We start from the raw sequence: 24,896 nt of genomic DNA, 5'->3' as shown, positions 1-24,896 counted from the left end.
TTTAGTGTCAGTTTGATGACAAGCGCCAATACATCCCCTTTATCATCTGAACTATGGCAGATTCCTCCCGACTCTTACTCTGGCCCGCCTTGCACATCATTTTCCATGTGATCAAAGGCGCGTTGATCCTGATAACGATCTTTCCCTTTGCGCAAGAAGCTACCAAGAAAGGCCATATTCAAGCTTGGTCGAAGCAACTGCTTAGCATCTTTGGTCTCAAACTCAAGGCCATCAATACCGAGTATTTACCCAAGAGCGGGGGCTATTTGATTGCTGCTAACCATATTTCGTGGATTGATATTGCGAGTATTCATTCCTTCTTACCTTGCCGCTTTGTGGCTAAGTCGGAAGTCGCTGGCTGGCCCGTATTTGGTTGGATGGCTAGGCAAACTGGAACCCTCTTTATTCGCAGAGACAATAAACGGCACGGCAAAGAGATTGCTAAGCGATTGGAAGATCTGCTCCCCAAAGAACCAATATGCATCTTCCCAGAAGGGACCTCAACGGCAGGGGATCAGGTCTTACCATTCAAGACGAATCTCTTTGAATCAGCCGCACAAACCCAGGTGCAAACTTTCCCGATGGCTATTCGGTATCGCAATGCAAATCAGGAATATAGCGATGCCACCGCCTTCATTGGCGACATGACCTTAATTGATTCAATTACGAAGATGCTCGGAGCTAAAGCCATTACCGTCGAGCTGATCTTTGCTCCAAGCCCAGCAACTGATTTGGATCGCAAGGACCTCGCGCTGTATTGCGAGACCCAAGTGCGATCCATGATTGAGACTAGAAGTTAGCTCGAACGCCAACCATCAAACTGCGGCCGGGCTGGGGTGCGTATAAACGAACCGCCATTGGCGTAGTGGCATACCGAATATCATCGTTCAGAATATTCTTGAGCATCATGTAGCCCGTCCAGCTCACCTTGTTGATCTTCTCGGTATAGGATAAACCGGCATTTAAGAGGTTATAGCTTGGCGTGGGCCCAACTTCCCAAGTGGCTAAACGATTTTGTTGAAAGCTATAGATATAACTCGCATTGGCCAACCACCCATTTTTCTGATGCGCTACCTGCAATCCAACCCGAGGAGCAGGTTGCAATGGCAAGTTACCACCCGCATCAAAGGTGCCTTGTGAAGCATCGGCAAACAAGCGTGCACCATTACCCACATTACCCCAGTTGTAAGTCAACTCACCCTCAGCCCCCCTAATGGTGGCAGCAGCTTGTTGAGCTTGGACTACAGAGAATCCCTTACCTTCCTCTGCAGCGTCAGTGATGTACTGTCCAGTATAGAAGCCATAAATATAGTTCTTAAATTTGTTGAGATACACATTCACCTTGCCCCGAACTTGCCCCATGGTTTTTTGAAGATTGAACTCTAGGTTGTGTGAGGTCTCTTTACTTAAATTGGAATTACCCACTGCAAAGGTGGCGGTCGACTCATGAATTCCGTAGGAGTAGAGCTCCTGGGCACTTGGAGCTCTCTGAGAAACTGTATAGGAAAGTCCAGTGCCATACCCATTCGCAAAGTTCCAGAGGCCGCCAGCAGAATAGGAGATTAAATTAAAGTTTTTACTTTGGACTTGGGGAGCTGTAGGGTCTGTTGGTGGGCTAGCGAATGGACCTTCAGCACTTAATACCGTTGAAGAATTTGGATTTTGTTTGACATTGTCATACCGTAAGCCCAAATTACCTTGTAGGGCACCCCATCGGCCTTCCTCAATCCAGAAGAGTGCGTTGGAGTTGGTCTTGGTCGATGGCAAGATGGCATAACTTCCACTTCCAATCTCTACAGCCTCAACGGAGGATCTCGTTACTTGTGCACCAAACGTTCCTTTCCAACCCATAATTGCTTTATGAGCCAATTCAAGCCTTGCCTCATTAGCAATATTTTTCCAAAGAGCGGCAGGTGTATAAGCTCCATTTGTTATAGAAAACTCCGTATGGTTGTAATTACTATTGGCTGCGCTGAACTTAATCGAAGAGAACCCTGCAAATGGATCACGGGTCTGGTGCTGGAAGTCATAGCGATTCTGCGATTGGGCAATCATTCCGCCCTCTGGCGTCGGAATACCGTAGTTATTGTTCAAACGCTCAACCGAAATACCTGTGTATCCCGATTTGCCAATATACGAAGCACCTACGCCCAAGTTGTTTTGATTGTTAAACGAGTTGGGTAATTTGCCGGTGTAATTAACCCCATCAATTCCAGGAATATTCCAATTGGTATTGCCATTTAAAGCTGAGTTCCCCGGAATCCGATAGTTCTGATTATTGTTAATCGCTGTATCCACATGAACTGCCACGGATCCCACAGAACTCTCAATAACACCAGAGGCAGCACGACCATTGCTCACTGTGTCATAGCTGGTATTCACGGCACCCGTTGGCTTATCGGGCAAGGTTGTCAAAATCCGATCATTGACCACGTTGACTAAGCCACCACTCGATCCTGAGCCATAGAGTAGAGCGGCAGCTCCTCTCAAAATCTCAATCTGTCGCGCATTCGCCACTGGGCTTGCTACCGCATGATCCGCAGAGATTGCAGAGACATCACCAACGGATAGACCGTTTTGTAAGATCTGAACACGCGCTCCTTCAAGACCGCGCATCACAGGGCGTGATGCACCAAGACCGTAACCCGTTTGCGATACACCAAGTTCATTTCCAATGGTGGCGCCTAAGGTGGTACCTAATTTGTCTTGCAACTCATTACCTTGCAAGATCTTGGTGGGGGTCAAAATGCTGCTTGCAGACTCACGGGAGCCTGTGACATCAATTTGCATGGGATTTTGTTGTGCCATAGCTGCGCTACTAAATGCAGCTGTGGCCACAAGCCAAAGGGCTGATCGCCGTGTTGCGATCGCTGAATATGTCAGGTTCATGATTGATTCATCCAAATGAGGCGTGCCCCAGCTAAGCCAGGTCAAGCCGATTAATCATCCAAATCCGTCTTCAAGCGAAGACCGATTTAACTTAGGGGATTAGAGGATGGGGAGTGGGGGTGCCCGCGATTGATAGGGCTCGTGAGTGCGAGATGCACTAACTTGAGTGACAAAACCAAAGAGGGATTGGCTAAATATGTTTGGAGCAACAAACTGAATTGGGCTACTGGTAATGAGACCCGCGAGTGTGATCGCATCAAAGAGTTGGCACTCAACCGAACTTTCTTCATGACCTAGGAACGCAAAGAGTGAATGATCATGGCTCTCGCAGCTGGCATGGGACTCATGGGCGTGGAGGGTTGCTGAGGGTTTAAATTCTTGATGCTCTATCTGGTGAACCAACCCAAGCCATTGAGTGCTTAAGAGGCTCAATAGCACGAAGCCAAGCACGACCCAGCGCTTGATGGGCGTGGTCTGAAGGTTGGCGAGGCGATGGAGCAATGAGATATGCATACCCTAGATAGTACCTGAGCTGTCAAGCCCCCCTAATGTAGGAGGGCGCTTAGGCCCCAGTCAGGCTATAATAGAGGCCTGTCGGAGTGTAGCGCAGCCTGGTAGCGCACCTGCTTTGGGAGCAGGGGGTCCAAGGTTCGAATCCTTGTACTCCGACCACTTTTCTCTTGTTGATTCTCCGAAATTCCTCAAAAACGCCACGTTACGCCAACCTCGGTACGGTTGGATACGATCCCTTTGCTAGTCCATGCATTATTTGGTGTCGTGCTACTTTGTAAATACGAGAACCCAACATCAATATTTTTATCGACTGAGAATATCGCTGCGACCATCCCATAGTCATTAACGGCGGCTGCATTTGGGGAAGTATCAATCGAGCTACCAATATCCAAAGCAAGTTTGAGCCACGAGTTGACGATCCAAACGGGGGCAATCGAACCCGATACCAAATTAATTTGATACGGACTGTATGTGCCGCTAATGGGATAGTTGGTGTTGTAGGGATTACGGGCGTAACTAATATTGGTATGTACCTGAATCCGTTCCCAATAGTAGGAGAGGATGTAGTTGAACTCGTAATTGGTCTTTGCCAGACCTAAGCCTTGCACCTGTTGCGAGGTACTTGCTGGTAGTGTAATTGCTGGCTTAATCGCCATTCCAAGGCCGGTCTGACCATCACCCCAGAAGCGCCATTTAAAGGAAATAATATTGTTTGAGAACGGCGAGTAGGATCCACGCGGAGTTGCATAGTAGGTGGTTGCAAACGCAATCTCAGTGGTATCAGAGAGACCATGGGTGTAGGTAAATGGAAAAGCCTTGGCATTACCAAGCCCTCGGAACTCCTCACCAGGGGTAGCCACGCTACCAGGATTACCTGGCGTGTTGTTGTGTAAAACATAAAAGTACTGCTCGATCTGGTTAACGCTTTTACCAATCGTGCCCGCATCATCGGTATTTAATGGCTCAAATGCATAGACTGGTCTTGGCAATCCAGTCAAGACCAGAATCAGCAAAGCATATTGAATCAACGAGAACAAACGCATGAACAGCAATACCCTAAAAGCTCCAGTTTACAGAGCCAGATGTCAATTTAATGACCTAGGAGGTCTTACGTAAACGCAGAATGAGTAATGCCACGATACCGGCAAGCATCACGTAAAAAGAGATCTGCACTGCTCCTTTGCTATGCGCATACATGATGCTGGAGTAAGCCAAGTAAGCACATGAGGCGCAGAAGATCAGTGGTGTGATGGGGTAGAGGGGAACACTAAAGGGACGAGCTGAGCGATCTTTAAACCGCAATACAAATAAACCAATACCAACCAATAACAAGAAGGTCCAAAAGACCGGGGCAGTAAATTCCACCATGGCTTCAAAGCCATCGCTTTGTAGGGCACCAAAGCCAACCAAGGCCAGACTGATGACACCCTGAACCAGATACGCAAATGTGGGCGTGCCGCGGGAGGATTCCCATTGACCCATTTTGCTAAGACCGTCCCAGTCTTCACCCATGGCGTAGTTGGTGCGGGCCCCCACAATCATGGTGGCATTAATACTGGTGAGCGCAGCAACCGCTACAAATAAACCTAGTAATTTCTCACCCACAGGGCCAAAGACTAAGCCCAATAGATCCGCAGGAGCGGCTTTACTACTGGCTAGTGCTTTAAGACCAAGTCCATTAATGAGGGCAATATTGACTAGTAAATAGATGATGGTAATGACCACCAAGCTGATCACAATGACGCTCACAATTGTTTTGCTAGTGCCCTTGAGTTCAGCTGAGATGTAAGCGGATTCATTCCAACCGCCAAAGGTAAGTAAGACAAAGACCATCCCCAGGCCAAGCATGCCCAGTTGTGGGGTGCTGCTAAACATGGGAGGGTTATCAACCGCAGGTGGAGCATTTCCAAACAAACCAAAGCCAGCAACTACGATGGCAACTAAACCAGTCACCTCTAAAACAGTGAGTACTGTTTGCACATTGGCCGACGCATGAATACCAATCAAGTTAACCAGTGTGAGGGCAATCACAATAAAGAATGCCCAATAAAGCGAAGAATGAGCCCCCAGAGGTAACACCTTGGTCATGTAGTCACCAAACACAAAGGCCAACAAAGCAATCGAGCCAGTATTAATGACCATCGCCTTAGCCCAACCATACAAGAATGAGACATTCTTGCCATACGCACGGGTCAAGAAATGGTAATCCCCGCCTGCATGGGGATAGAGGGTGGCAAGCTCAGCGTAACAAAGTGCACCCATCAATGAGATGAGTGCGCCAGCGATCCAAATGGAAATAGCCCAGCCAACGTCACCGGTGATACCAGCCACCATCGATGGGGTTTTGAAGATACCGGCACCAATGACGATGCCCACAATAATGGCAACAGCGCCAAGGGGGCTGAGCAAACGAAGAGGGGAGGCGCTAGAGCTAGCGCCTTCAGAACTTCCCATTGACAGACTTAACGGCGCTTACCGGTTACTTCAGTAAAGGTTGTGCCGCCTTTATCTTCACCCTTTAACTGAGAGCCATTGACAGTAACTTTCACTGAATGCAAATTGTTCTTGCGATCAAGATAGCCAAAACTCAGTTTGTCGCCCTCAAGGGTTGGATTAAGGATTGGTTGTGATTTGCCACTGATGGTGAGATTGCCACCAACCCGTTGGTAACGTTGAGACAAACTGAGGGTGCCTTTGCCGTTTACATCAACACCATCGAGTTGCCATTCACCAGCCACATTGGCAGGAACGACCCAGTAGTAACCTCTTTGGCCTGCATCAATTTCTTTATCGGCTTCCCAATCGCCCATTGTGAAGGCATGCGAGACCACACGAGTACCGGGTTTCATGGCAAGAATGATGGGTCGCAAACGTAAATTCAGATCGGGTAACAAATACATGGTCACGACAGTTGCTTTGCTAAAGTCTTCTTTAAAGATATCGCCATTAATGATTCGGACACGATCACCCACCCCCGCACGATTCGCATTGCGTTGTGCAAAGGCTGCCATATCGGGATTGAACTCAATACCAACAGTACGCGCACCGAAATCTTTGGCTGCTGCGATCGCAATTCTGCCATCACCAGCACCAAGGTCATATACCAAATCATTGGGACTCACTTTGGCAGTCTTGAGCATTTGGGCAATCAACTCATTGCTAGTCGGCATCCAAATCACATCCTTGCCTTCCTGACCCAAGCGAGGCTGATACTTGTCATCACCCACATCGGCAGGGAATTGAGCAAACGAAGAAATAGAAAGGCTTAAACCAATTAGTAGAAGCCAAGATTTGAGGAATTTCATGAAATCTCCAACGCAGTTTTTGTTATGAAAACACTATTTATAACAGGAGTTTAATAAATTGCCCAAAAGAGCCCAAGGCAGGGGATAGTCCATTAAAATCAGTCATCCCAACTGCCCATAGCTCAGCTGGATAGAGCAACGGCCTTCTAAGCCGTAGGTCGCAGGTTCGACTCCTGCTGGGCAGGCCAAGTAGTTCTAAATAGGCCTTTGTAAATCAAGCGTTGTAGGCAAGTTCTAACATCCCCCCAACTTGCACTTGATTAACTATACCGCAAATCCTGACCATTTCCTGACCAAATTAGGGCAATTTAATGCTCTAAAAGTAGGCTGAAATCTATCGCCTTATATCCACTTGTAAGCCACTCAGCGGGAACTAAATGTTTATCCGATGGTTCATGCCCAAAATAGACTATGTAAGCCTTCTTGTATTGGTCTATGCTTGCGATTAGAGCTTTATGTTGACCGTCCGTTCCCGTATAGCGAGTATTTGGGTTGGCAAATGCGTATCAGGAAACTAACTTACTAGAATAAATTTCTATTCTCATCATAAAACAGAAAGTTATGTGTTTCAAAGCTATCAACTTGCAACTCAATAATTTTGAGAATCTCTTCTCTTGATATCTTTCGGAGTTGGTTGTCTGCTGTAATCGCTACATATCCCCTTTGCCAAAATTTTTCAAATGTTTCCATGATGTGCGGATTTATCTTTGTGCCTCTCGGCTGATGCTCTCCCCCACTAATTTCAACAAGCCATATTGGTTTTGGATTCATATCAAGTAATTTCGTAGCCCCCTCTAACATCATATTTTCAGCGCCCTCAATATCGACGATTACAAAAACATAATTGCCAACCAGCCTATCTCCTAATAAGTTATTTAAAGTTGAGCAGGGAACAAAGGTTGAGTATTTTTCAGATGAACCGGCCCATCCTTTGATGAGTGAGGCACCAGTACCGCCGCCATAGATTTCAATAATGCTGGTTTTATTACTTAATGCAACTGGAAATATTTCGCAATTTTCTTGCCAATTATTAGCTTTTATATTTCTTAATAGATACTTAAGATTTATTTCTATTGGCTCAAACGCAAATACTTTCTTATTACTTTGTAATGCATGGCAAACATAATAGCCAATATTTGCGCCAATATTCACAACAAAATCAACTTTTGGAAGTATTTTTTTTACTAAATTTGTTTCAATGGGTTCAAATAACCCATTCTCCATTTTTTTATTTCCATTAAATTTAAAACCTAGCCTAGTCAATTGAGGTTCATTACTTAAAGCTCTTATGTCTCGTATTTGTCGATAGGCCATAGCAACACTAGGGAATCGCTCGACTAAAGGTTTAATTATTTGTATTAGCCCCATTTTTTGCCTTATCAATTTCATTTGCGTTAATGTACGGATACGAATTTTACTTGCAGCAGATGCTGATGGAAAGTACAAGAAAAAAATTTAAACAACCGACCAAGTACTCTAATATACCTACTAGGTTACCTTTAGTACTCCTTTGATTGATGAGCTAAGGTAGCTTTTTATATGTTTTTGTCGTAATCTTTTAATGGCTGGTTCGGCATTTGACTATTAATATAGTTTTAGAGTTTTAGGCAGGTTCAAAAATTTCCTAACTTGCTATTTACACCAAAAAATCAGTTTGTCAGGATTATTCAGCCTAATTCGCTTAAAGAACTGTTCTTTAGATTCACTGGGCTGTCTGATTAAGCCATCGCATGCCTTCCACTCACAATCCGCCCACCCGACAAAATGTACCTGTTTGACTTTGGGCAGTAGCTTTTGCTCTAGTTTTTCAAGGCGGGAGAGGGCAGTCATTTATCCCCCTTTAAATGGGCTTTTTCAAGCTCTACAAGGCGTTTTTCTATCTCGGTGACCTCGTATGCTTTTAGAATATTAATCAGCATGTAAACGAGCTTTGACCCGTTATTGGGCAAGATTTTGTTGAACCTAGTTTCTAGATAGACTCTAGCCATTTCCCTACGAATATCGTCTGAGGTGGACAGATTGATACGGGGGGTGAGGCCTTCAAGAATTTCAGTATTCGTGGGCATTTTGGGTCTTTTTGTTGTGCAATATGTTAATGAAATTTTTGGGTTGCATTTAGCTTGCTATAGATGCGGCCAACAAGCGTATATGTCTCTTCACCGGGGTAAGCATTAATACCTAACTCCCTACCAACAATGTATGCAGTATCAGGATTTTTCTCCCAACCTAATCCAAATTTTTTAATAATGTCTTTATTGGTTAATAAAGGTTCAACTACGGTTTGGCTCCCTTCGGTGGGAGGGGTAAAAGCCCTCCGGGGGGAGGGGTGAGGGTCACTCATGGGAGGGGAAGTTTGTTGGGATTTATTCTTTATATCTGCGATTGCTGGTAATGTAATCTTGTATCGACATGATTTTCCTTTATCGCCCCCAAACCTATTTCCAACAATTTTTATTAATCCAATTTTTTCTAACTTATGCGTCCATCTTCGGACTTGTTTTTCGGACATTCCAATTTCTTTGGCCATAGTTGCGATAGATGGAAACGCTATTTGAGTTTCCTTATTAGCTAAATCGCACAGGTACATTAGAACTAATTTCAACCCTGTGGGCAAATCACCTTTATTCATGAAGCGGAATTGTTTAAGTAGGGTATTAGCCATAGCAACCCCTATTTGGATTTATTGTTTGGGCTTCCATGCTGGATTAGCCTTGCAATTGCATGAATTGGAAACTGCCAACCTTTTCCAATTTTTACGGGCTGAATTCCGTAAAAATGCCCATTTAAATGAAGGTGTTTAAGTATTGTTTTTGGTGAGACATTAACTACCTTAGATATCTCAGAGGTGCCAATAAGGTCTCTGCCATCAGCTAATTTTGCTAAACCATCAGGAATGCTGGGAGTAGAAGGACGCATCTTATTTTCCGAATATAGGTTTCACATATCTTGCAACGCAAGACTTTCCAAATATTCGAAGTGGTCCGAATGCTAGTTTTCCTAGCACTTTCTATTTTAGAGAAAATAGTAATAAATGTCAAAACAAAGAGTTATTTATAGGCTTAAATTTTTATCAATTTTTAAGAAAATAGCTTCATGAGAAGGGTGGGTATAACGCTTTAGCATGGCCAAAGTTTTGTGTCCACTGATGTGAGACAGCTCAATTACATTTAGACCGGCATCGGATAATCGGCTGAGTGCTTCATGCCAAAAATCATGAAATCTTAGGTCTTTAAATGGGTTTGCCCCATAGCCATCCCAACCTTGTTTTAAATAGCTTCTCAGGCGTTTAAATTGACTTCTAAGGCAATCAAATGTCATCGGGAATACTCTCTCCTCAGTTTTTGGTAAAGCCCTCAAAACCTCGATGGCACGCAAGGTCAGTGGCACTTGTCTGGTTTCGCCATTTTTGGTTTTATGTAGATATGCCTTACGATTGGCGATATCAACATCAGCCCAATCAAGCCCCATGACTTCACCTCTTCGCATTCCGGTTTGAATGGCAAACTTAATGATGGACGCAAGTAGGGGCGTATCAATAGCTTGGCAGCCCGCCAAAAGCTGCGATTCAATATCCCGATTGACCCGAACACTTCTTCCTTTGCTATTGGGAATCCGTTTTATTCCTTTAATTGGGTTGGTAACCAGCATACCCCATTCTTCAGTGAGCATTTGGTAAATCTTGGAGATGGCATTGAAGTAGTGATTAATGGTACTGCCCGCTCGCCCAAGCGATAAAAGCTCATCTCGCAAGGCTAGCACATGGAATTTATTAATTTCTGCGACATCTAGGGTTGCCCAACGCTTAATTAGTATGCGAATGATGCCAATTTCGGAATGACCACTCTTCTTATAGATGGAATGGGTTTGGATGTAGTGGTTTGCCGCTTCTTCAAAGTCCGATTCTTGGATGGGCCTTAATTCACTCTCATCGTGATAGATGCCAAGCCTAATTTTTGCTTGAATCTCGCTTGCCCATGCTAGTGCTTCAGCTTTAGTCGGGAAGGTTGCCGATAGGGTGCTTTTACCCTCTCTGGTAATCCTCGCCCGATATGAAGAACCTCGCTTTTGAATTGATGCCATCTGCTTCCCCCTGACCAAATCCTGACCAAATCAACATTGGGGAAATGCAAATTACCTCTAACGCTTTGTATTTACTACATCTGCCCATAGCTCAGCTGGATAGAGCAACGGCCTTCTAAGCCGTAGGTCGCAGGTTCGACTCCTGCTGGGCAGGCCAATTCCGGGCGATTTCAACTGTGTGGATTGAGACGATTGTGACCCAGATTGGTAGACCTGGAGGACCGTGGCGGTGGGGCTGTGACGCCGGGTGGGATCCCGGTAACTAATGGCATCCGGTGGAATGATGTGGAATTTGTCGGGAAGCCCGACAAGTTAGAAAGTGACTAAACAAGATTCTGGAATATAAAAAGGCTAGTATCTTTATTGCTATGGATATCGTTAGCTATTTCTATCTTTCAAAAAAGAATAAAAAATACCCCTCTCAAACAGTCGAGGTTGCCAATGGAGCCCAATTTCAGGTTCTAAAGCTTTCAAAGGTTGAAATTAGCAAATCAACAAATATTCTTTACATACACATAAACCGTTTAAATAAACAATGCTATATAGGCATTACTGAACAAGAAGCATCGAAAAGATGGTTTTCGGGAATGGCTTACAAGAATAATCGTCGATTTGGGGCTGCCATTAAAAAATATGAATGGCATCAGTTTGACTCTTACATACTAGCCTTTGGGGAAACTAGAGAATCATTAAATCAAGCTGAAATAAGTGCAATCGCAACGGCTGGCGGACACAAATCAAAGCATACCTATAACCTATCTCCTGGCGGAGATATGGTTGCTGAAAACGATATTCCAATCGTGGGTATTAATTTAAAAACAGGTAAATCTCAAAAATTTAAATCTGGCTCAGATGCAGCAAGACAAATTGGTTTAAAAAGTACAGATATGCCTATGGCAGTTGCACGAGGCGAAAGAACTTCAGTAGCAAACTGGTGGTTTCGCTATGAAGCAGATAAGCATAAACAGCCCCCAACAATCTGGGGTAACAAGCTACGCATTCTAGGGGTCCAAAAAAAACAATCAAAGAATTTAATAGCCACATCATTTGCAACAAAAGAACAAAGAAATTACAAAACATTAGAAGAGGCAGCAAAAGACCTGGGAGTGACGAAGGGGCTTATTTCATCAGTGGCACGAGGCGAAAGCACCTCCGCTAATGGCTGGTGGATTAGGTTTGAGGGGGATCACCGAGAAATGCCCAAGACTTTTGGATCGGTACTGCGTAGAGAAAAAAGAGATCAGAAAGTTTATGCAGTTAATTTATCAAACGGCGAAAAAAAGGAATTTCGAAATTGCACGGTTGCAGATAAGGAGCTAGGTCTCTATAAAGGCGCAGCTGCATCAGTTACATCAGGGCAAAGAAAATCTGCAGCAGGATGGTGGTTTACCTTAGACAACTCGGAAAGACCGCCAAATAAATTTAAAGGAGCGCTTGTTGCCGAGGCCCGCTCAAAACCAGTTTATGCCATTGAACTCAATTCAGGTAAAGAGATTTTTTTTGAAAGTGCCAAACAAGCAGAAAAAACTCTTGGAATTCATCGCTCCTCGATAAGCAACATAATTAAAGGTAAAGCTAAGTCCTCGAAAGGGTATGGTTTCAGGCTGGCTTAAGTTATAGATTTGACTCCTGATGGGCTTATAAGATTAGGGAGATTTCAGCTGGCCTTTTTAGCGAGTCCAGGGGAGATTGTCAATTGAGAGACCGACTTTTGGTGCTTAATGATGAAATTTCATAAAAATTTTAAGTACCGATAATTTTTTGGTAATCTACACAAAGATTCGGTGGCACTAACCATTTTTATAAGGTAATTTACCGTGGCCCTTAGAAAATCTGAAATAGTCAAAAATAGACTTTGGGAATACTGTAGTCAAGAAAAAGAACTTCCCTTTGATAGATTAAAAACTGAAATCGAGAGATCTCGCGTTCTAGCTGAATTTTTTGTAAGTCAAATATTGCCAATTAAACAATTCATTGATTTATTTGAAGACTTTGAGGCAGGTTATGTAGACGGGGCAGGTGATGGTGGGTGTGATGTATTGATCAAAAAAGGCGATCAAGTTCACGTGATTCAATCAAAATACACTGGGGGCGGTAAAACGCTTGCTCCAGAGGACTTTGACAAATGGTCAAATGTATTTTTACGTTTGGCTGACCCCGATGAATTCAAATTAAAACCTAAGCTAAAAGAAATAATAAATGAGATCAATTGGTCAAAGGACAAGTTTTATATGTGGTTTTTATCAAACTCAAAAGTCGATAACAATGCAAGGGCAATACATGAACGTGGATTTAATATTCCAGAGAAATTAAGGAGGAAAGGCTTTAATCCTGAGGATCAGATATTTTTTGAGTTAATGGACGAGCCGGCAATAAGAGAGCAAATTGAGGTTGAGGCAGAGGCAATGCTTCAAGATAATATTGAATTTAAGTTCTATCCTGCAAAAAGCGAAAATGGAGCATCTAGTATATTTGTAGTTGAGAATAGTGCTCTTAGGAGTGCTGTACTTGCCGTAAAAGCAAATGATCTCATTGATATTTTTAATCGAACTGGTACTAACCTTTTTAATTACAACATTAGAAATCCACTTGGTGATGTAGGAAAAAATAAAAAGATAAGAGCAACCGCTAAGGAAGAGCCAGAAAACTTTTTCTTTTACAACAATGGTATTTCAGCAATTTGTAACTCCCTCCTTATTGAAGATAACTATGTAAGTGGAGAAGGTCTTTCTATTGTTAATGGAGCCCAGACTGTCAGAAGTCTCTCATATGCGGGACATGACCAATCAAAAGAGTTAAAGGTTCTGATGCGAATTACTGAGATGCCATCACATGGAACAAAAAAAGATATATTAAGGAAAATTACTGAATACAACAATACTCAAAACGCAATTCTTCCCTCTGACTTTTACTCAAATGAACCCATTCAAATTGAGTGGGAAAAAAGAGTTAAGAATTTAAATTGCAAAAGAAATGGGAAGCCAATTAATTACTATAGAAAAAGGGTTTCCAAATCTGAGAAGCACGGCGTCCCCCTTGAACTACTTACTTTTATGAAATTAGTTTACGCTTTTGTTGGTAATCCGTATAAGGTTGAATCGAGAGGGGTAAATGCTTTATTTGCTCAAGAAAAAGATGATTCTGGAAACACTTTGCCCACTGGTTATGAAATAGTTTTTGGTGATATTCATACAGTCTCCGATACTTTTATTAGAGAAAGGATTGGGATTTTTTTACTAGCATTAGAATTTCAACAAAAGGTAAAAGATCTTAAGAAAAATACTGTTGGTGGTGTAGATAAGGTATCGCTTGAGAGAGGAACTGTTCTAGTATATTTGGCTGGTAAATTTTTGGATGAGCTTGATTCACTAGGGGTAATTAACAAGTCAAAATTTTTAGAGGGGCTAGTTATCACCAAAGGCGGTTGGGATTTTGGTGAAGGAGATACGGTTGGTGAAATTTTAGAAAAGTTATTTGATACATCTCTTCAATTTGCAAGAGAAATGCTTGGTGATCTATATCCAGAAACTATTACTGAGAGGCAATGGCAAAGGGGTTCTTCTGAAATTGATAAAAAAATAACAAACTTATCAAAATCTGCGTGGGTAAAGTTACTTGCTTCGCAAATCGATTCCATGCAAATAACTTCAAAGTTTAAATAATTCTCCCTTTGATTTTTTGATTAAATGATTTGCTAGGAATCCTGCTGGGCGGGCCACTTAAGGAAATTTCTATCTATCTAAATGGCGGAATTGTGACCCAGATTGGTTGATATGGAGGATCGTGGTGGTGGCGCGGTGGCATCAGATAGAATCCAAGACGCTATTGGAATCTTGTGGAAGATGTCGGGAAACCCGACAAATATTTTCATTCCCCGGGGACTGGTTGGAAATAATGGCGCCGAAGGAAAAGTTGGTGCCGGTGGCGAGCTATTCCTTGGCGTCGAAGATGGGATTGGTTGTATCAAGATTGCAGTAAAAGCAGGGGAGCTTGATGCCCAAATTGAGATAGCCAGTGCCAAACTAAGAAGTGGCTTTAAGAAATAATGCAGAGTTGCGAATGGCTGTTCCACTATGTAGAGCAGTCATTCGCCTTAGCAATAAACCACAGGCTCGATTCGACCCAGAGCGGACACTCAAAGAAAAACCACCCGAAGGTGGTTTAAACTGTTGCCGCCAATATCTTGAAAATTAAACTTTACCTAGCTTGATGGGCAGCCATTTGCCAATGGTTTACCTGCAACACGATCTTTAATCCAAGGTAAAAAGAATTGTTGAGAGCCACGGGGCTCATCAAAGTGAGTTTGTTTTCCAGGCAACTCCATTCTGCCGACATTGCCGCCCAAACCACACATTTGCTTTTGAAACATGGCGCCCATTGCTGGTGGGTTTACATTATCAAGAGAGCCATAATAAATCTGCACTGGGGCAACTGGCTTTACAGGTTGAGCACTACCCTTATATACCGCTTCAGCCCAAGCAAGCGCATTCGCTTGATTAGTCTTTAGAAGGGCATTGTAACCATCCTTAAAGTAATAATTCATCGTATCACTGGCAGCATGCATACATTTGTTGCTGTAGATCTGATTAACTGCTTTTACTCCTTCATCCGTAAATAGATCGGAAAATTTCAGATCAGGGAAGGCAGCCTGCGTTCCCCATAAAAACATGGTTGCATGGGTGAAATCAAAAATGTTATGAATATATGATTTTAGTAAGTCCGCAAGAAACTTGCTAGCGCCCGCTTGATCTAATTTGCCAGTAGGTGCAGACGCTAGGGCATATTGCGGCCCCATTGCAATGAATCCAACAAAATTGATATTATCAAAGGCGGTACCTCGCTGATTGATATAGTCAGGCAAAGTCGAGGCAGCAAGCGCAGCCCCACCCCCTTGTGACCAACCATAAAATACTGCTTTTTTATTTGCTCCTGTTACATTCATAGAGCCCGCAGCTCGAGCTGCATTAATGGCATCCATTCCGTTTGTCACAGCAACGGCATACTGATGCTTACCACCACCGCCTAAACCCTGGTAATCGGTAGCTACTACAACGTAACCCTCCTTAATAAATTCCTCAAGGGCTGGTATTCCATAATCTGTCCATGAATTTCCGCCCATCAAGAAATATTCATTCATAGGTACTGCAGGGTTAATCACCTGAGATGGCCCACAGTTTTGGGCGGTTCCAGTAGTGCCATGAGCCCAGGTCATTATTGGGCGGCCACCAGCTGGTACGCTGCCAGTTGGAGCAACCACTAAACCAGTTGAAATAGTTTTTCGACCAGATACATCAGAGGAGATGTAAGCAATTTTCCACGCTTGCGCCCCTTTTACTGACGTATCAATTTTCTCTTGCTTGATAACTTGTCCTAATTTTCCCTCTGGCTTCATTTTTATTACCGAGGCGTAAAAAGGTTGTACAGGAGGCTCTGCATTGACCACATTACAAAGCGCTGCAAATATAAAACCAGTAATAATTTTATTCATTTGAATGTCAATCCTATGCATATTACTTACTTGGCCCAAAAGGGTCTACACAAAAACCTATTTACCTTGATTAAGCAAAGGTACTCTATTAAAAACCCTCATTTTTTGCAACTCTAATTCAATACTGTTAAAAAAAGACCGTACCAAGGTACAGTTTTTCAAAAAGTTTTGCGCAATATTTGTCGATACATATTTTTCAGCCTCCGTCGAGTTAGCAAGATACTGCGATGAATATCGCCCGTCAATTGAAAAGCTGGCTAAGAACAATCAAGAGGGTACGGGTTTCACGATTTGCATAAGGCCAAATAGCAGAAGCTAATGTGAAATCACCAATCCCGGTACTGGTAGGGTAATTCGCAAGTGAGACTGCTGGTTGAATAGTTCCATAAGGAAGTTGGGCGAAAGTAAGGCCCGGAAGATCGCCATGCGTATAACTTCTTGTCGCCCTTAATACTAAGTTTAGATTATTTATAACTGGGCTACCGTAGGGTGCAGATGAAACTACAGAGCCATTTCGATAGTTAGTAGTGTTTTCTGTGGCAAAGTAGCTAAGCATCTAATACGTCTTATCTGGCGGCGGCGCAACAATATCGTTTGGCTGTAGATCAATTGCCAATCCCATAAGAGGCTTGGCTAAGAGAAATAAAACGATAGTTCGGCTAAAAAAGGTCATAAACATTTTAGTGATCGTGACGCTCCGTTTAACACGAAAATTCGCAGATTAAAAAGAGAAATAATTTATTCAGTTGGATAAATTAAGGACTAGACTTCTGCTGGGAAAGCCAATATGTATTATTTCAATTGCTAGGACTTTTGAAAGTTTTCTCTATTAATAATTTATTCTGATCACAATACCTCGCAATCTCAACAAGGGTATTTAAGCCAAGCTTATTTTTTATGCTAGCCCGATGCCATTTAACCGTACGCAGAGTTATATTTAACGCATTAGCGATCTCATATTGTCGATAACCTTTGCCCAAAAGTATTAAAACTTCAGCCTCGCGTTGACTAATTGGAATTGATGTTGTGTGATTGGCAAACGGTATAGAGACTGTATTTAATTTCATTGCACTAGATTGTTCAAATAGGGCCTCGATGGCTTGACTAATTTTTTCTCCTGTAAATGGTTTGAGTAAGAAATCAGCAGCTCCACCATGCCATGCATCAATAATATCGGCCTGCTGTGCATTACCACTAGTAAAAATAATTGGGAAATCGATATTAATTTCCTTTAACTTAGTTTGTAGTTCAACCCCATTCATGCCCGGCATTTGAAAATCTAGCAGAATACAGGTAGGAATCCTATCCTCAAGGTCAAAGTTATTCAAGGCACTTAGTAATGCCTCAGCAGATTCAAATTGGGTCACCAAATATTCTTTCGAGAGCCAGTCTGTTAGGCTATCCCTTAGAGCAGTATCGTCTTCCACTAGAATGACGCGTAATTGCTTCATTTCACTCCACCCATCTCATTCAAAGGGATTTGAATTTCAAAGCATGCTCCGCCATTTGCATGATTGAATCCCGTAATTTTGCCTTGATGCCGCTCAATAATGGTTTTACTTAACCACAAACCAACGCCAAGCCCACTTGGTTTTGTTGTTTTATAAAGCTCAAAGAGGGATTCAAAAGCCATTGGATTGATACCCAAACCACTATCAGCTATGGATAGGGTAGCGTAGGACTCATTATTTGTAATGCTAAGAATAATTTCTCTAACGCCAGAATTATTCTCACTAATTGAATCGATCGCATTGTTAAACAAGTTAATTAGTACTTGTTGTAATTGAACCCCATCACCAAAAATAATGGGATTGGATTGATATTGTTTAAGAAGAGTAATTCTCTTTGATTGAAGGGTTGGTTTAATAATCTCGAGGACTTCATTACAAACTTTTTGTAAATTAATTGACTCAAATTTCTCAATCTTTGATCCAAAGAGCTGCCTTAAATTCTGTACCAGGCTTGATAATTGGCTCGATTGAGCACAAATTTCATCTAACGAGGAAATGGTACCAACACTATTACTAGCTGGTGATAAATCTCGGCGAGCTGTTTCAGCTCGAATCGCAATCGTGGTTAAAGGTTGACTTAGTTGATGGGCAAGGGAGCTAGCTAGTGCGCTAATTCCAATGAATCGGTTTGAGGCAATTAAGCCTCGCAAGAACTGATTTTTTTCTTCAATAGCTTTAACGAGAGGTTGATTCAGAATGTTTTCAGACGGATTGAATTGATCGACCCAAGTAATCCGAAAACCGATGTAGCTCATATAGCGAAAGCTACTTAATACCATGAATAATGTGAAGGCAATCATTGCAGCAGTGGTTGGCTCCCCTCTCGGAATAATAGGGGCGCTCGTAAAGTTGGCGATTACCCGAATGAGTCCAAAGCAAATCAAACCAAACGCGAGCCATTTCAAAAATTGAACAAACTGATTATTGGGAAATTTTGGAAGTAACACGTGTTTGTATGCCCAATAATTCGCTATGAATAGGCTTGTCACAATAATTGCATTAGTGGTGATGATCCAGCGATAGTTGGATTCGTTACGATTGATTTCTGCAATGACGGTAAGTGCTGCAAGGGCGATTACCCCAAACATAAACCACTTTTTGTTCATTTTCTTAACAATACAAAGAGTGCTGTACAAAATTGCTACTTCAGATGCTAGGACTGCAAAATTTGGGATTCCGATGGTAAGCCCATTCACGGCTACAGCATTAACATTTATTAAAAAAATCACCGCACAACTAATAACCATACAGAGTTCTGAAAATAAAAAGTAACGGGCGGATGAATCTAATTGAGTTCTAAATGCAGCAATCAAAAACCCACTTGAAATCAGAGTGAATAAAAAATAAGCAAGACCGAGTACAGCAAATGAATTCATATTAGTTTTAAAGAAACGCTAATTATTTTTGATTGAATTGAATCATCTAAGTTTATGTTTTTTTTGGGTAAAAGCGGTAGATTTATCAGGGTAAACGAGGGTGGGGTATTGCTTAAAAACTGTACCAAAGTACATGTTTTTGAATGAACAAACCAACTACAGTTTCTTAGTTCCTTTTAAATTCTGAGCTAAGCAATATTCTTGTCTAAATAACCTAACCACTTTAGTAAACGCACCCATATTTTTTATGAATTGATCTTTTGAAAGGAAGTCGATATGAGTACCTCAAGTCGTCGTAAGTTTCTTAAAACTACAGCTATTGGTGGTGCAACAGCAGCTCTTGGTAATTCTGTCATGGCCGCACCCAAGACTAAATTGACCAAAGCTAACGCTATGGATCACGTGATTTTGGTGCTCTTTGAAAATCGCTCTTTTGACAATATTTTGGGATATCTCTATCAAGCGGGTGAAGTACCCAAGTTTGAGGGTGTGGTTGGTAAGAACCTTAGCAATCCTGTGCCATCGTGGGCACAGTATCCTGCTCCCAATGGCAGAGTTCCCTTCACGGTTGCAACCTCGATGGACTCGCCCAATCCAGATCCAGGCGAAGAGCATCCACATACTAATACGCAGATGTACAACATTTTGGACGAGCGTAATCGCTTCAAAATGGGTAAGCAGATGACGTCGCCTTGGAATGCGCCATCGTCTTCTATGGCGACACCGAATATGGAAGGTTTTTTAACGGACTACATAAGTTTTTATACCTCCATGATGGGCCGTCAGCCTACCTATAAAGAGTATGCACAATTAATGACGGGCTTTACCCCTGAACAAATTCCAGTGATCACTGGATTGGCGAGAGGATTCTCGTGCTTTGACCATTGGTTCTCAGAAGTGCCATCACAAACTTTTACAAATCGATCATTCTGGGTTGCAGGTACCTCATCCGGTTATGTAGTGAACGATCCAGCAGATAACTTCCTCTTAAATAACAAAGCGGAAACGATTTTTAATCGATTGGAGGCCAATGGCAAGACCTGGAAGATCTATGTATGCGAGCCTGATCCACTGTCATTCACTGGGCTCATTAGTATGCCTGTTCTAAAAAAATACTTTGCTACGCATATTGTTCCATTTGCAGAGTATGAAAAAGACTGTGCCAACGGTACATTGCCTAATTTTGCATTTATTGAACCCAACTTAGTTGCTGGACATAACGACTATCATCCCGCCGCTGGAATGGCTATTATCCAAGGGGTTAACCTACCACTTGATGAACCTTCTTCAGTGCTGGGTGGCGAAGCCTATTTGTCACGCATCTACAATGCGTATAAAGGAATGGGAGCGACACAAAAGGGTTCCAACGTTCTCAATACAACTCTCTTTGTTGGCTGGGATGAGCCGGGTGGAACCTACGACCATGTGCCACCACCGCTTGTACCTGCCCCTAATGCAAGCGCTCCTAAAGGTCAGCAAGACTTTGATTTTCGTCGCTCAGGGTATCGCGTCCCTGCCGTCATGGTCTCACCATGGATTCCTGAAAAGACAGTCTTCAATGATGAGTATCGCCATACCTCGATGATTGCTACATTGCGAAAGGTCTGGAATTTAGGTAAGCCGTTTACACAGCGCGATGCAAATGCAAGAACTCTGGAAAAGTGCTTTACATTAAATACACCGCGTGACCCAAGTACATGGCCAAGTCCTGTGGCAAGACCCGCGCCAGCATATACGGCTCCAGATCCAAAAAATCTACCACCGTCTTATTCCAATCTTGCCAAAGCGATGGTCCCAGCGATCATTAAATTTGCACACGCCCAAGGATATCCAACCCCAACCATGCCGAAGACCCCAAATGGTGCGATTACGGGAGAACAAGCCTTGAAGATTGCACAAGAATTCTCGAATGAAATGTTTCCTGGCTTAGCAAGAAAAGCCTAGCGAACTTCTTGAGAACTTAACGAAGTTCTGTGAGAGAGCAAACAGCCACTAGATGTGGCTGTTTTACTTACGTCCTTAAGAGTGCTAGCAAAATGTCGGTTTTCCCGGCAAACGCCTGCAGGCACCATGACCACCTACACGAGACCCCAATCAATCCCAGCCAAACCGGTGTTTTAACGGACATTCAAAACCTACCCACGGCATGTCATTGTCGAGCATTGTGTTTTGCAGATTTTTCAGCTCTTCTAAGCCGTAGATAGCAGCCAAATGAGTCAGTAGAGCCTAAAGCCGCCCTCTAGCTTCACAAGGCATTATGGCTACCATCACAGAACATGCCATTCTTCGACTGCTTACACCCACAGAAGTAAATCGTCTTTGATTCATTTACTACTAATTGCTTGGGGGTAAATTCAGTGCCCTGGTGACTACCATCGCAAAAAGGTTGACTTTTACTTTTGCCACACGAACACCAATAATAAGTTTTACCAGCTTCGACGTTAATTGGGTAGGGTGCTTTTTGAGCAATGGTTGGTTTCATGATTTCTCCTTCATAAAGATTAATTTTAGGTTCTGTAAATTCGTCTCAATCGCTTTGAGTTCTTTAGTGCTCAACCGTTTAAAGGCTTGTTCCAAGTAATCCATATGCGCTGGAAAAACTTTAGAGAAGACCTTTTGACCTTTGGCGGTTAAATGAATCCGTTGGCTTCGACCATCGTTTTCGTGCGCCTCTAGTCCTAGTAGCCCTTTTTGAACCATTCGATCGATTACTCCTGTAAGCGAGGTCTTGGAGATAAGAGTTTTTTCACTCAACTCTTTATAGGTCATGGGTTCTTGGTTGGCGAGTGTAGCAATGACATCAAATTGAACGGAGCTTAATCCTAACGAACGAATATGCGTAGAAGAATAACTTTCAAACGCCTGGTAGGTTCGCACCAATTCTCGTAGGACAGGTAAAAAGTTCATATATGGACAATATAGTCCATATATGGAATAATGTCAATCAGTGAATTTCATTAATATAAAATAGTCATGTATAGATTGATATTCAATTCTTCAACCTTACCTACTTGGTTTATTCCCCATGGTGCTGGACCATGTTTTTTTATGGACTGGAACCCACCCAAAACCTGGGATGCCATGGCTCAATACTTAAGACAGCTCCCCAATGGTTTGTCAAGGATGCCAAAAGCGATTGTGATGGTATCTGCCCATTGGCTAGAACCTGTAATTCGGATTACTAGTCATCCAAGACCGAATTTGATTTATGACTATTCAGGGTTTCCAAAACATACCTACGATCTGCAATATCCGGCTCCCGGTGACCCCACGCTCGCAAGAAAGATTGTGGATTTACTTGCCCAGCAGGGAATCGCCGCAGAGGAAGATCCTCAGCGCGGATTTGATCACGGCATATTCATTCCGATGATGCTAATGTTTCCTAAGGCCGATATACCGGTAGTTCAGCTATCCTTAAATAACAACCTAGATCCACAGACGCATCTGGAAATAGGAAAAGCATTGGCTTCGCTACGCGATGAGGGGATCTTAATGATTGGTAGCGGCATGAGCTTTCATAATATGCGCGGCTATGGCAAGCCAAGTTTTACCCCAATATCCCTTGAGTTTGATAAGTGGCTCACCCAAACGATTGAAAGTGACCCAGATATTCGAAATAAGGAATTAATTAACTGGGGGACAGCCCCATTTGCAAACCAGTGCCATCCTTCGCATGAAGAAGAGCATTTATTGCCACTCATGGTGGTTGCCGGAGCGGCAATGCATGACCATGGTGCGAGAGTTTTTACAGATTGCGTGTTAGAGACCTGGATCTCTGGATTTACCTTTGGCGGAGGGGGCGATTGAAATGGATCTATTTCAGTGGGTGAAATGAAGGTGCAACTAAGGAGTTGACAGCTTTCTTACTGCCAACCTAGAATCCAGCTTGTAATTGTAGGATTGATATCGGGAGAGACTGTTTTTACAGCGCCGAAGGAGCAACCACCCCGGAAACTCTCAGGCAAAAGAACCGATATCACTGCAAACTCTGAAGAGCCTTTAGTTACGTCAACTAAAGCACCGCAGGAGCAAGCAAGTCTCTGACTTGCGAATCTCTCAGGTCCAAAACAGAGGGGGTGTTCATTGCGCATGGTGCCAATGAGCTATAACCCCCGACGTATTGATTGGACCAACCATGAAATCCTATGTCATTATTGGTGGCGGCATCACGGGCGTCACTACGGCTTACGCACTCGTTAAACGCGGTCATCGCGTCACTTTGATTGAGCGGCATCGCTATGCCGCCATGGAAACTTCTTTTGCCAACGGCGGTCAACTCTCTGCCTCCAATGCGGAGGTTTGGAACCATTGGGGTACGGTATTTAAAGGCCTCAAATGGATCTTTAAAAAAGATGCGCCACTCCTTATCAATATGAAACCCAGTTGGCATAAAGCCTCCTGGTTTGCTGAATTTATGGCGGCGATCCCCAACTACAAAGCTAATACGATTCAAACGGCAAAGATGGCGATTGATGCCAGAAAGTATCTCTTTAGTTGGGCAGCGCAAGAGGGCGTTGATTTTGATCTCAAAAAAGAAGGGATCTTGCACATCTATAGGGATCAGTCAGGATTTAAACACGCCGGTGAAGTATCCAAACTCTTAGCAATGGGCGGATTGCAACGCGAAGCTGTTACACCGTCTGAGATGAAACTGATTGAGCCCACGCTATCGGGAGAGTATTACGGTGGATATTACACGGAGAGTGATTCTACGGGTGATATTCATAAGTTCACCGTGGGGCTTGCTAAGGCTTGCGAACGACTCGGCGTTAAATTCATTCATGATCACGAAGTAGTGCAGGTGCAATCGAATGGTGAGCAGGTTCAGGTTCAACTAAAGAACAACGAACACCAGGAGCAATTTAGCTTTGACAATATTGTGGTGTGTGCTGGTATCGCTAGTCGTCATTTAGCTGCACAACTCGGTGATCGTTTGAATGTGTATCCTGTCAAAGGCTATTCCATTACGGTGAACCTCAATGATGAAGAAAGTCAGCAAGGTGCGCCTACAGTGAGCCTCTTAGACGATGAGACCAAACTAGTCACGAGTCGATTAGGGCTTCTGCGCTTCCGGGTTGCCGGTACTGCAGAGTTCAATGGCGAGAATCGTGATATTCGGATGGATCGGATTAAGCCACTGGTTAGTTGGGTAGAGCAATGCTTTCCGAAGGTCAATACCCGCTCGGTCGTACCATGGGCAGGTTTGCGTCCGATGATGCCTAATATGCTTCCAAGAGTGGGCAAGGGTAAGCTAGCGAACGTGTTTTACAACACCGGCCATGGCCATTTGGGATGGACACTATCGGCGTGCACTGCTGAGATGATTGCAGACATCATTCATGGGTCGACACATCAAACCCGGTTTTATCCCAAGCCATCAATTGGGAAAGTCGCTGTAGCTTGATACATTAATTTAATTACAACCTCCGCAAATTGAATTGTGGGGGTTATGATCAAAATGTCTCTTATAAAGATACCCAATGTCGGTTTTCCCGACACCCATCTGCAGACAGCTCTAAGCCATCTTTAGCTTCCAATCAACCCCAGCCAAACTGGTGCTTCGACGAACACCCAAATCAGGGCTAGATAACCTATTGTTGAATATTGTTAAAGCAGATTAGCCAGCCCTTCTAAGCTGTGGGTCGCAGCTTTCAGTTTCAGCATTACTTAAGTATTGGGCTTTGGCCAAAAAAAAGCCACCCCGAAGGGCGGCAATTAAAAGGAGACCGCTTTA

The 24,896-nt window shown here is 43.2% G+C and carries 22 protein-coding genes, 3 tRNA genes and 2 riboswitches; of the genes, 10 read left to right on the top strand and 15 right to left on the bottom strand.

Annotation, left to right across the window (positions count from 1 at the left end; all coding sequences use genetic code 11):
* Positions 1 to 53 precede the first annotated feature (53 nt).
* The gene (locus QUE65_RS06615) at positions 54 to 800 is read left to right on the top strand and encodes a lysophospholipid acyltransferase family protein (RefSeq protein ID WP_286280191.1); all 747 of its coding nucleotides are present in this window, start codon (positions 54 to 56) and stop codon (positions 798 to 800) included.
* Here the strand turns inward: QUE65_RS06615 and QUE65_RS06610 are convergent.
* Both QUE65_RS06610 and QUE65_RS06605 read right to left on the bottom strand, forming a co-directional pair.
* Complete coding sequence (locus QUE65_RS06610; protein ID WP_286280190.1) at positions 790 to 2,889, bottom strand: TonB-dependent receptor; 2,100 nt, start codon at positions 2,887 to 2,889, stop codon at positions 790 to 792. The two genes, QUE65_RS06615 and QUE65_RS06610, sit on opposite strands and share 11 nt — an antisense overlap.
* A 99-nt stretch (positions 2,890 to 2,988) precedes the next feature.
* The gene (locus QUE65_RS06605) at positions 2,989 to 3,402 is read right to left on the bottom strand and encodes a hypothetical protein (protein WP_286280189.1); all 414 of its coding nucleotides are present in this window, start codon (positions 3,400 to 3,402) and stop codon (positions 2,989 to 2,991) included.
* Between the two features lie 82 nt (positions 3,403 to 3,484).
* Here QUE65_RS06605 and QUE65_RS06600 point away from each other — a divergent pair.
* Positions 3,485 to 3,561: transfer RNA gene (locus tag QUE65_RS06600), tRNA-Pro, on the top strand.
* A 29-nt stretch (positions 3,562 to 3,590) separates the two neighbouring features.
* On the opposite strand, the gene QUE65_RS06595 is transcribed toward QUE65_RS06600, so the two are convergent.
* From QUE65_RS06595 to QUE65_RS06585, 3 genes are read right to left on the bottom strand one after another with little or no spacing between them, the layout of a single operon-like run.
* On the bottom strand, positions 3,591 to 4,445 hold the full coding sequence (locus QUE65_RS06595; protein ID WP_286280188.1) for a hypothetical protein: 855 nt from the start codon (positions 4,443 to 4,445) through the stop codon (positions 3,591 to 3,593).
* Between the two features lie 55 nt (positions 4,446 to 4,500).
* Positions 4,501 to 5,856, bottom strand: a complete 1,356-nt coding sequence (locus tag QUE65_RS06590; RefSeq protein ID WP_286280187.1) for an APC family permease — start codon at positions 5,854 to 5,856, stop codon at positions 4,501 to 4,503.
* 8 nt (positions 5,857 to 5,864) lie between these two features.
* Positions 5,865 to 6,707: a methyltransferase domain-containing protein gene (locus tag QUE65_RS06585; RefSeq protein ID WP_286280185.1), complete on the bottom strand. Its 843-nt coding sequence runs from the start codon at positions 6,705 to 6,707 to the stop codon at positions 5,865 to 5,867.
* A 111-nt stretch (positions 6,708 to 6,818) separates the two neighbouring features.
* On the opposite strand from QUE65_RS06585, the gene QUE65_RS06580 reads away from it, so the two are divergent.
* Positions 6,819 to 6,895: transfer RNA gene (locus tag QUE65_RS06580), tRNA-Arg, on the top strand.
* A 334-nt stretch (positions 6,896 to 7,229) separates the two neighbouring features.
* On the opposite strand, the gene QUE65_RS06575 is transcribed toward QUE65_RS06580, so the two are convergent.
* From QUE65_RS06575 to QUE65_RS06555, 5 genes are all read right to left on the bottom strand, one after another.
* Positions 7,230 to 8,153, bottom strand: a complete 924-nt coding sequence (locus QUE65_RS06575) for an FkbM family methyltransferase (protein WP_286280183.1) — start codon at positions 8,151 to 8,153, stop codon at positions 7,230 to 7,232.
* A gap of 380 nt (positions 8,154 to 8,533) precedes the next feature.
* Positions 8,534 to 8,773 (bottom strand): hypothetical protein, encoded by a 240-nt coding sequence (locus QUE65_RS06570; protein ID WP_286280182.1) that lies wholly within the window; start codon positions 8,771 to 8,773, stop codon positions 8,534 to 8,536.
* A gap of 26 nt (positions 8,774 to 8,799) precedes the next feature.
* Positions 8,800 to 9,369 (bottom strand): helix-turn-helix domain-containing protein, encoded by a 570-nt coding sequence (locus QUE65_RS06565; protein ID WP_286280181.1) that lies wholly within the window; start codon positions 9,367 to 9,369, stop codon positions 8,800 to 8,802.
* An 8-nt stretch (positions 9,370 to 9,377) separates the two neighbouring features.
* Complete coding sequence (locus QUE65_RS06560; RefSeq protein WP_286280180.1) at positions 9,378 to 9,623, bottom strand: MerR family transcriptional regulator; 246 nt, start codon at positions 9,621 to 9,623, stop codon at positions 9,378 to 9,380.
* Between the two features lie 135 nt (positions 9,624 to 9,758).
* A complete protein-coding gene (locus tag QUE65_RS06555; protein WP_286280179.1) occupies positions 9,759 to 10,787 on the bottom strand; it encodes a tyrosine-type recombinase/integrase in 1,029 nt (342 codons plus the stop codon).
* Between the two features lie 80 nt (positions 10,788 to 10,867).
* Between QUE65_RS06555 and QUE65_RS06550 the strand changes: the two genes are divergently transcribed.
* The 4 genes from QUE65_RS06550 (at position 10,868) to QUE65_RS06535 (ending at position 14,833) form a co-directional block, all read left to right on the top strand.
* Positions 10,868 to 10,944 (top strand) — tRNA-Arg (locus QUE65_RS06550).
* 211 nt (positions 10,945 to 11,155) lie between these two features.
* Complete coding sequence (locus QUE65_RS06545; protein ID WP_286280177.1) at positions 11,156 to 12,400, top strand: hypothetical protein; 1,245 nt, start codon at positions 11,156 to 11,158, stop codon at positions 12,398 to 12,400.
* 204 nt (positions 12,401 to 12,604) lie between these two features.
* Entirely contained in the window at positions 12,605 to 14,449 is a 1,845-nt protein-coding gene (locus QUE65_RS06540) for an AIPR family protein (protein WP_286280175.1), read from the top strand.
* 111 nt (positions 14,450 to 14,560) lie between these two features.
* The gene (locus tag QUE65_RS06535) at positions 14,561 to 14,833 is read left to right on the top strand and encodes a hypothetical protein (RefSeq protein WP_286280173.1); all 273 of its coding nucleotides are present in this window, start codon (positions 14,561 to 14,563) and stop codon (positions 14,831 to 14,833) included.
* Positions 14,834 to 14,988: 155 nt separating this feature from the next.
* Here QUE65_RS06535 and QUE65_RS06530 read toward each other — a convergent pair whose 3' ends face one another.
* The 3 genes from QUE65_RS06530 to QUE65_RS06520 all read right to left on the bottom strand — a co-directional run bounded on the left by QUE65_RS06530 (position 14,989) and on the right by QUE65_RS06520 (position 19,162).
* Positions 14,989 to 16,275 carry a lipase family protein gene (locus QUE65_RS06530; protein ID WP_286280171.1) on the bottom strand — a complete coding sequence of 429 codons (1,287 nt, stop codon included), beginning with the start codon at positions 16,273 to 16,275 and terminating at the stop codon, positions 14,989 to 14,991.
* A gap of 797 nt (positions 16,276 to 17,072) precedes the next feature.
* Positions 17,073 to 17,726 (bottom strand): response regulator transcription factor, encoded by a 654-nt coding sequence (locus tag QUE65_RS06525; protein WP_286280169.1) that lies wholly within the window; start codon positions 17,724 to 17,726, stop codon positions 17,073 to 17,075.
* Positions 17,723 to 19,162, bottom strand: coding sequence for a sensor histidine kinase (locus QUE65_RS06520; protein WP_286280168.1), 1,440 nt, complete (start codon positions 19,160 to 19,162; stop codon positions 17,723 to 17,725). The genes QUE65_RS06525 and QUE65_RS06520 overlap by 4 nt, the downstream gene beginning before the upstream one ends.
* Positions 19,163 to 19,438: 276 nt before the next feature.
* Here QUE65_RS06520 and QUE65_RS06515 point away from each other — a divergent pair, with 276 nt between their 5' ends.
* Complete coding sequence (locus QUE65_RS06515; protein ID WP_286280166.1) at positions 19,439 to 21,106, top strand: alkaline phosphatase family protein; 1,668 nt, start codon at positions 19,439 to 19,441, stop codon at positions 21,104 to 21,106.
* A 301-nt stretch (positions 21,107 to 21,407) separates the two neighbouring features.
* On the opposite strand, the gene QUE65_RS06510 is transcribed toward QUE65_RS06515, so the two are convergent.
* A complete protein-coding gene (locus tag QUE65_RS06510; protein ID WP_286280165.1) occupies positions 21,408 to 21,644 on the bottom strand; it encodes a CDGSH iron-sulfur domain-containing protein in 237 nt (78 codons plus the stop codon).
* Positions 21,641 to 22,069 carry a MarR family winged helix-turn-helix transcriptional regulator gene (locus QUE65_RS06505; RefSeq protein ID WP_286280163.1) on the bottom strand — a complete coding sequence of 143 codons (429 nt, stop codon included), beginning with the start codon at positions 22,067 to 22,069 and terminating at the stop codon, positions 21,641 to 21,643. Before QUE65_RS06505 ends, QUE65_RS06510 begins: the two co-directional genes overlap by 4 nt.
* Positions 22,070 to 22,135: 66 nt before the next feature.
* Between QUE65_RS06505 and QUE65_RS06500 the strand changes: the two genes are divergently transcribed.
* Both QUE65_RS06500 and QUE65_RS06495 read left to right on the top strand, forming a co-directional pair.
* On the top strand, positions 22,136 to 22,969 hold the full coding sequence (locus QUE65_RS06500) for a DODA-type extradiol aromatic ring-opening family dioxygenase (RefSeq protein ID WP_286280162.1): 834 nt from the start codon (positions 22,136 to 22,138) through the stop codon (positions 22,967 to 22,969).
* 90 nt (positions 22,970 to 23,059) lie between these two features.
* Positions 23,060 to 23,145: riboswitch (glycine riboswitch) on the top strand.
* Between the two features lie 3 nt (positions 23,146 to 23,148).
* A riboswitch (glycine riboswitch) is annotated at positions 23,149 to 23,235 on the top strand.
* A gap of 62 nt (positions 23,236 to 23,297) precedes the next feature.
* Positions 23,298 to 24,566: a D-amino acid dehydrogenase gene (locus QUE65_RS06495; RefSeq protein ID WP_286280160.1), complete on the top strand. Its 1,269-nt coding sequence runs from the start codon at positions 23,298 to 23,300 to the stop codon at positions 24,564 to 24,566.
* Positions 24,567 to 24,896: the final 330 nt, after the last annotated feature.

It is taken from the genome of Polynucleobacter sp. HIN8, from assembly GCF_030297615.1.
Lineage (GTDB): Bacteria > Pseudomonadota > Gammaproteobacteria > Burkholderiales > Burkholderiaceae > Polynucleobacter.
Note: the sequence above shows the minus strand (reverse complement) of the source record. Positions and strands in the feature narration are given on the sequence as shown.

Coding starts and splice junctions, on each gene's coding strand:
- QUE65_RS06590 (WP_286280187.1), bottom strand. CDS start 5,856: ATGGGAAGTTCTGAAGGCGCTAGCTCTAGCGCCTCCCCTCTTCGTTTG.
- QUE65_RS06510 (WP_286280165.1), bottom strand. CDS start 21,644: ATGAAACCAACCATTGCTCAAAAAGCACCCTACCCAATTAACGTCGAA.
- QUE65_RS06515 (WP_286280166.1), top strand. CDS start 19,439: ATGAGTACCTCAAGTCGTCGTAAGTTTCTTAAAACTACAGCTATTGGT.
- QUE65_RS06520 (WP_286280168.1), bottom strand. CDS start 19,162: ATGAATTCATTTGCTGTACTCGGTCTTGCTTATTTTTTATTCACTCTG.
- QUE65_RS06525 (WP_286280169.1), bottom strand. CDS start 17,726: ATGAAGCAATTACGCGTCATTCTAGTGGAAGACGATACTGCTCTAAGG.
- QUE65_RS06605 (WP_286280189.1), bottom strand. CDS start 3,402: ATGCATATCTCATTGCTCCATCGCCTCGCCAACCTTCAGACCACGCCC.
- QUE65_RS06565 (WP_286280181.1), bottom strand. CDS start 9,369: ATGGCTAATACCCTACTTAAACAATTCCGCTTCATGAATAAAGGTGAT.
- QUE65_RS06610 (WP_286280190.1), bottom strand. CDS start 2,889: ATGAACCTGACATATTCAGCGATCGCAACACGGCGATCAGCCCTTTGG.
- QUE65_RS06500 (WP_286280162.1), top strand. CDS start 22,136: ATGTATAGATTGATATTCAATTCTTCAACCTTACCTACTTGGTTTATT.
- QUE65_RS06595 (WP_286280188.1), bottom strand. CDS start 4,445: ATGCGTTTGTTCTCGTTGATTCAATATGCTTTGCTGATTCTGGTCTTG.
- QUE65_RS06560 (WP_286280180.1), bottom strand. CDS start 9,623: ATGCGTCCTTCTACTCCCAGCATTCCTGATGGTTTAGCAAAATTAGCT.
- QUE65_RS06570 (WP_286280182.1), bottom strand. CDS start 8,773: ATGCCCACGAATACTGAAATTCTTGAAGGCCTCACCCCCCGTATCAAT.
- QUE65_RS06535 (WP_286280173.1), top strand. CDS start 14,561: ATGGAGGATCGTGGTGGTGGCGCGGTGGCATCAGATAGAATCCAAGAC.
- QUE65_RS06555 (WP_286280179.1), bottom strand. CDS start 10,787: ATGGCATCAATTCAAAAGCGAGGTTCTTCATATCGGGCGAGGATTACC.
- QUE65_RS06505 (WP_286280163.1), bottom strand. CDS start 22,069: ATGAACTTTTTACCTGTCCTACGAGAATTGGTGCGAACCTACCAGGCG.
- QUE65_RS06545 (WP_286280177.1), top strand. CDS start 11,156: ATGGATATCGTTAGCTATTTCTATCTTTCAAAAAAGAATAAAAAATAC.
- QUE65_RS06615 (WP_286280191.1), top strand. CDS start 54: ATGGCAGATTCCTCCCGACTCTTACTCTGGCCCGCCTTGCACATCATT.
- QUE65_RS06585 (WP_286280185.1), bottom strand. CDS start 6,707: ATGAAATTCCTCAAATCTTGGCTTCTACTAATTGGTTTAAGCCTTTCT.
- QUE65_RS06495 (WP_286280160.1), top strand. CDS start 23,298: ATGAAATCCTATGTCATTATTGGTGGCGGCATCACGGGCGTCACTACG.
- QUE65_RS06530 (WP_286280171.1), bottom strand. CDS start 16,275: ATGAATAAAATTATTACTGGTTTTATATTTGCAGCGCTTTGTAATGTG.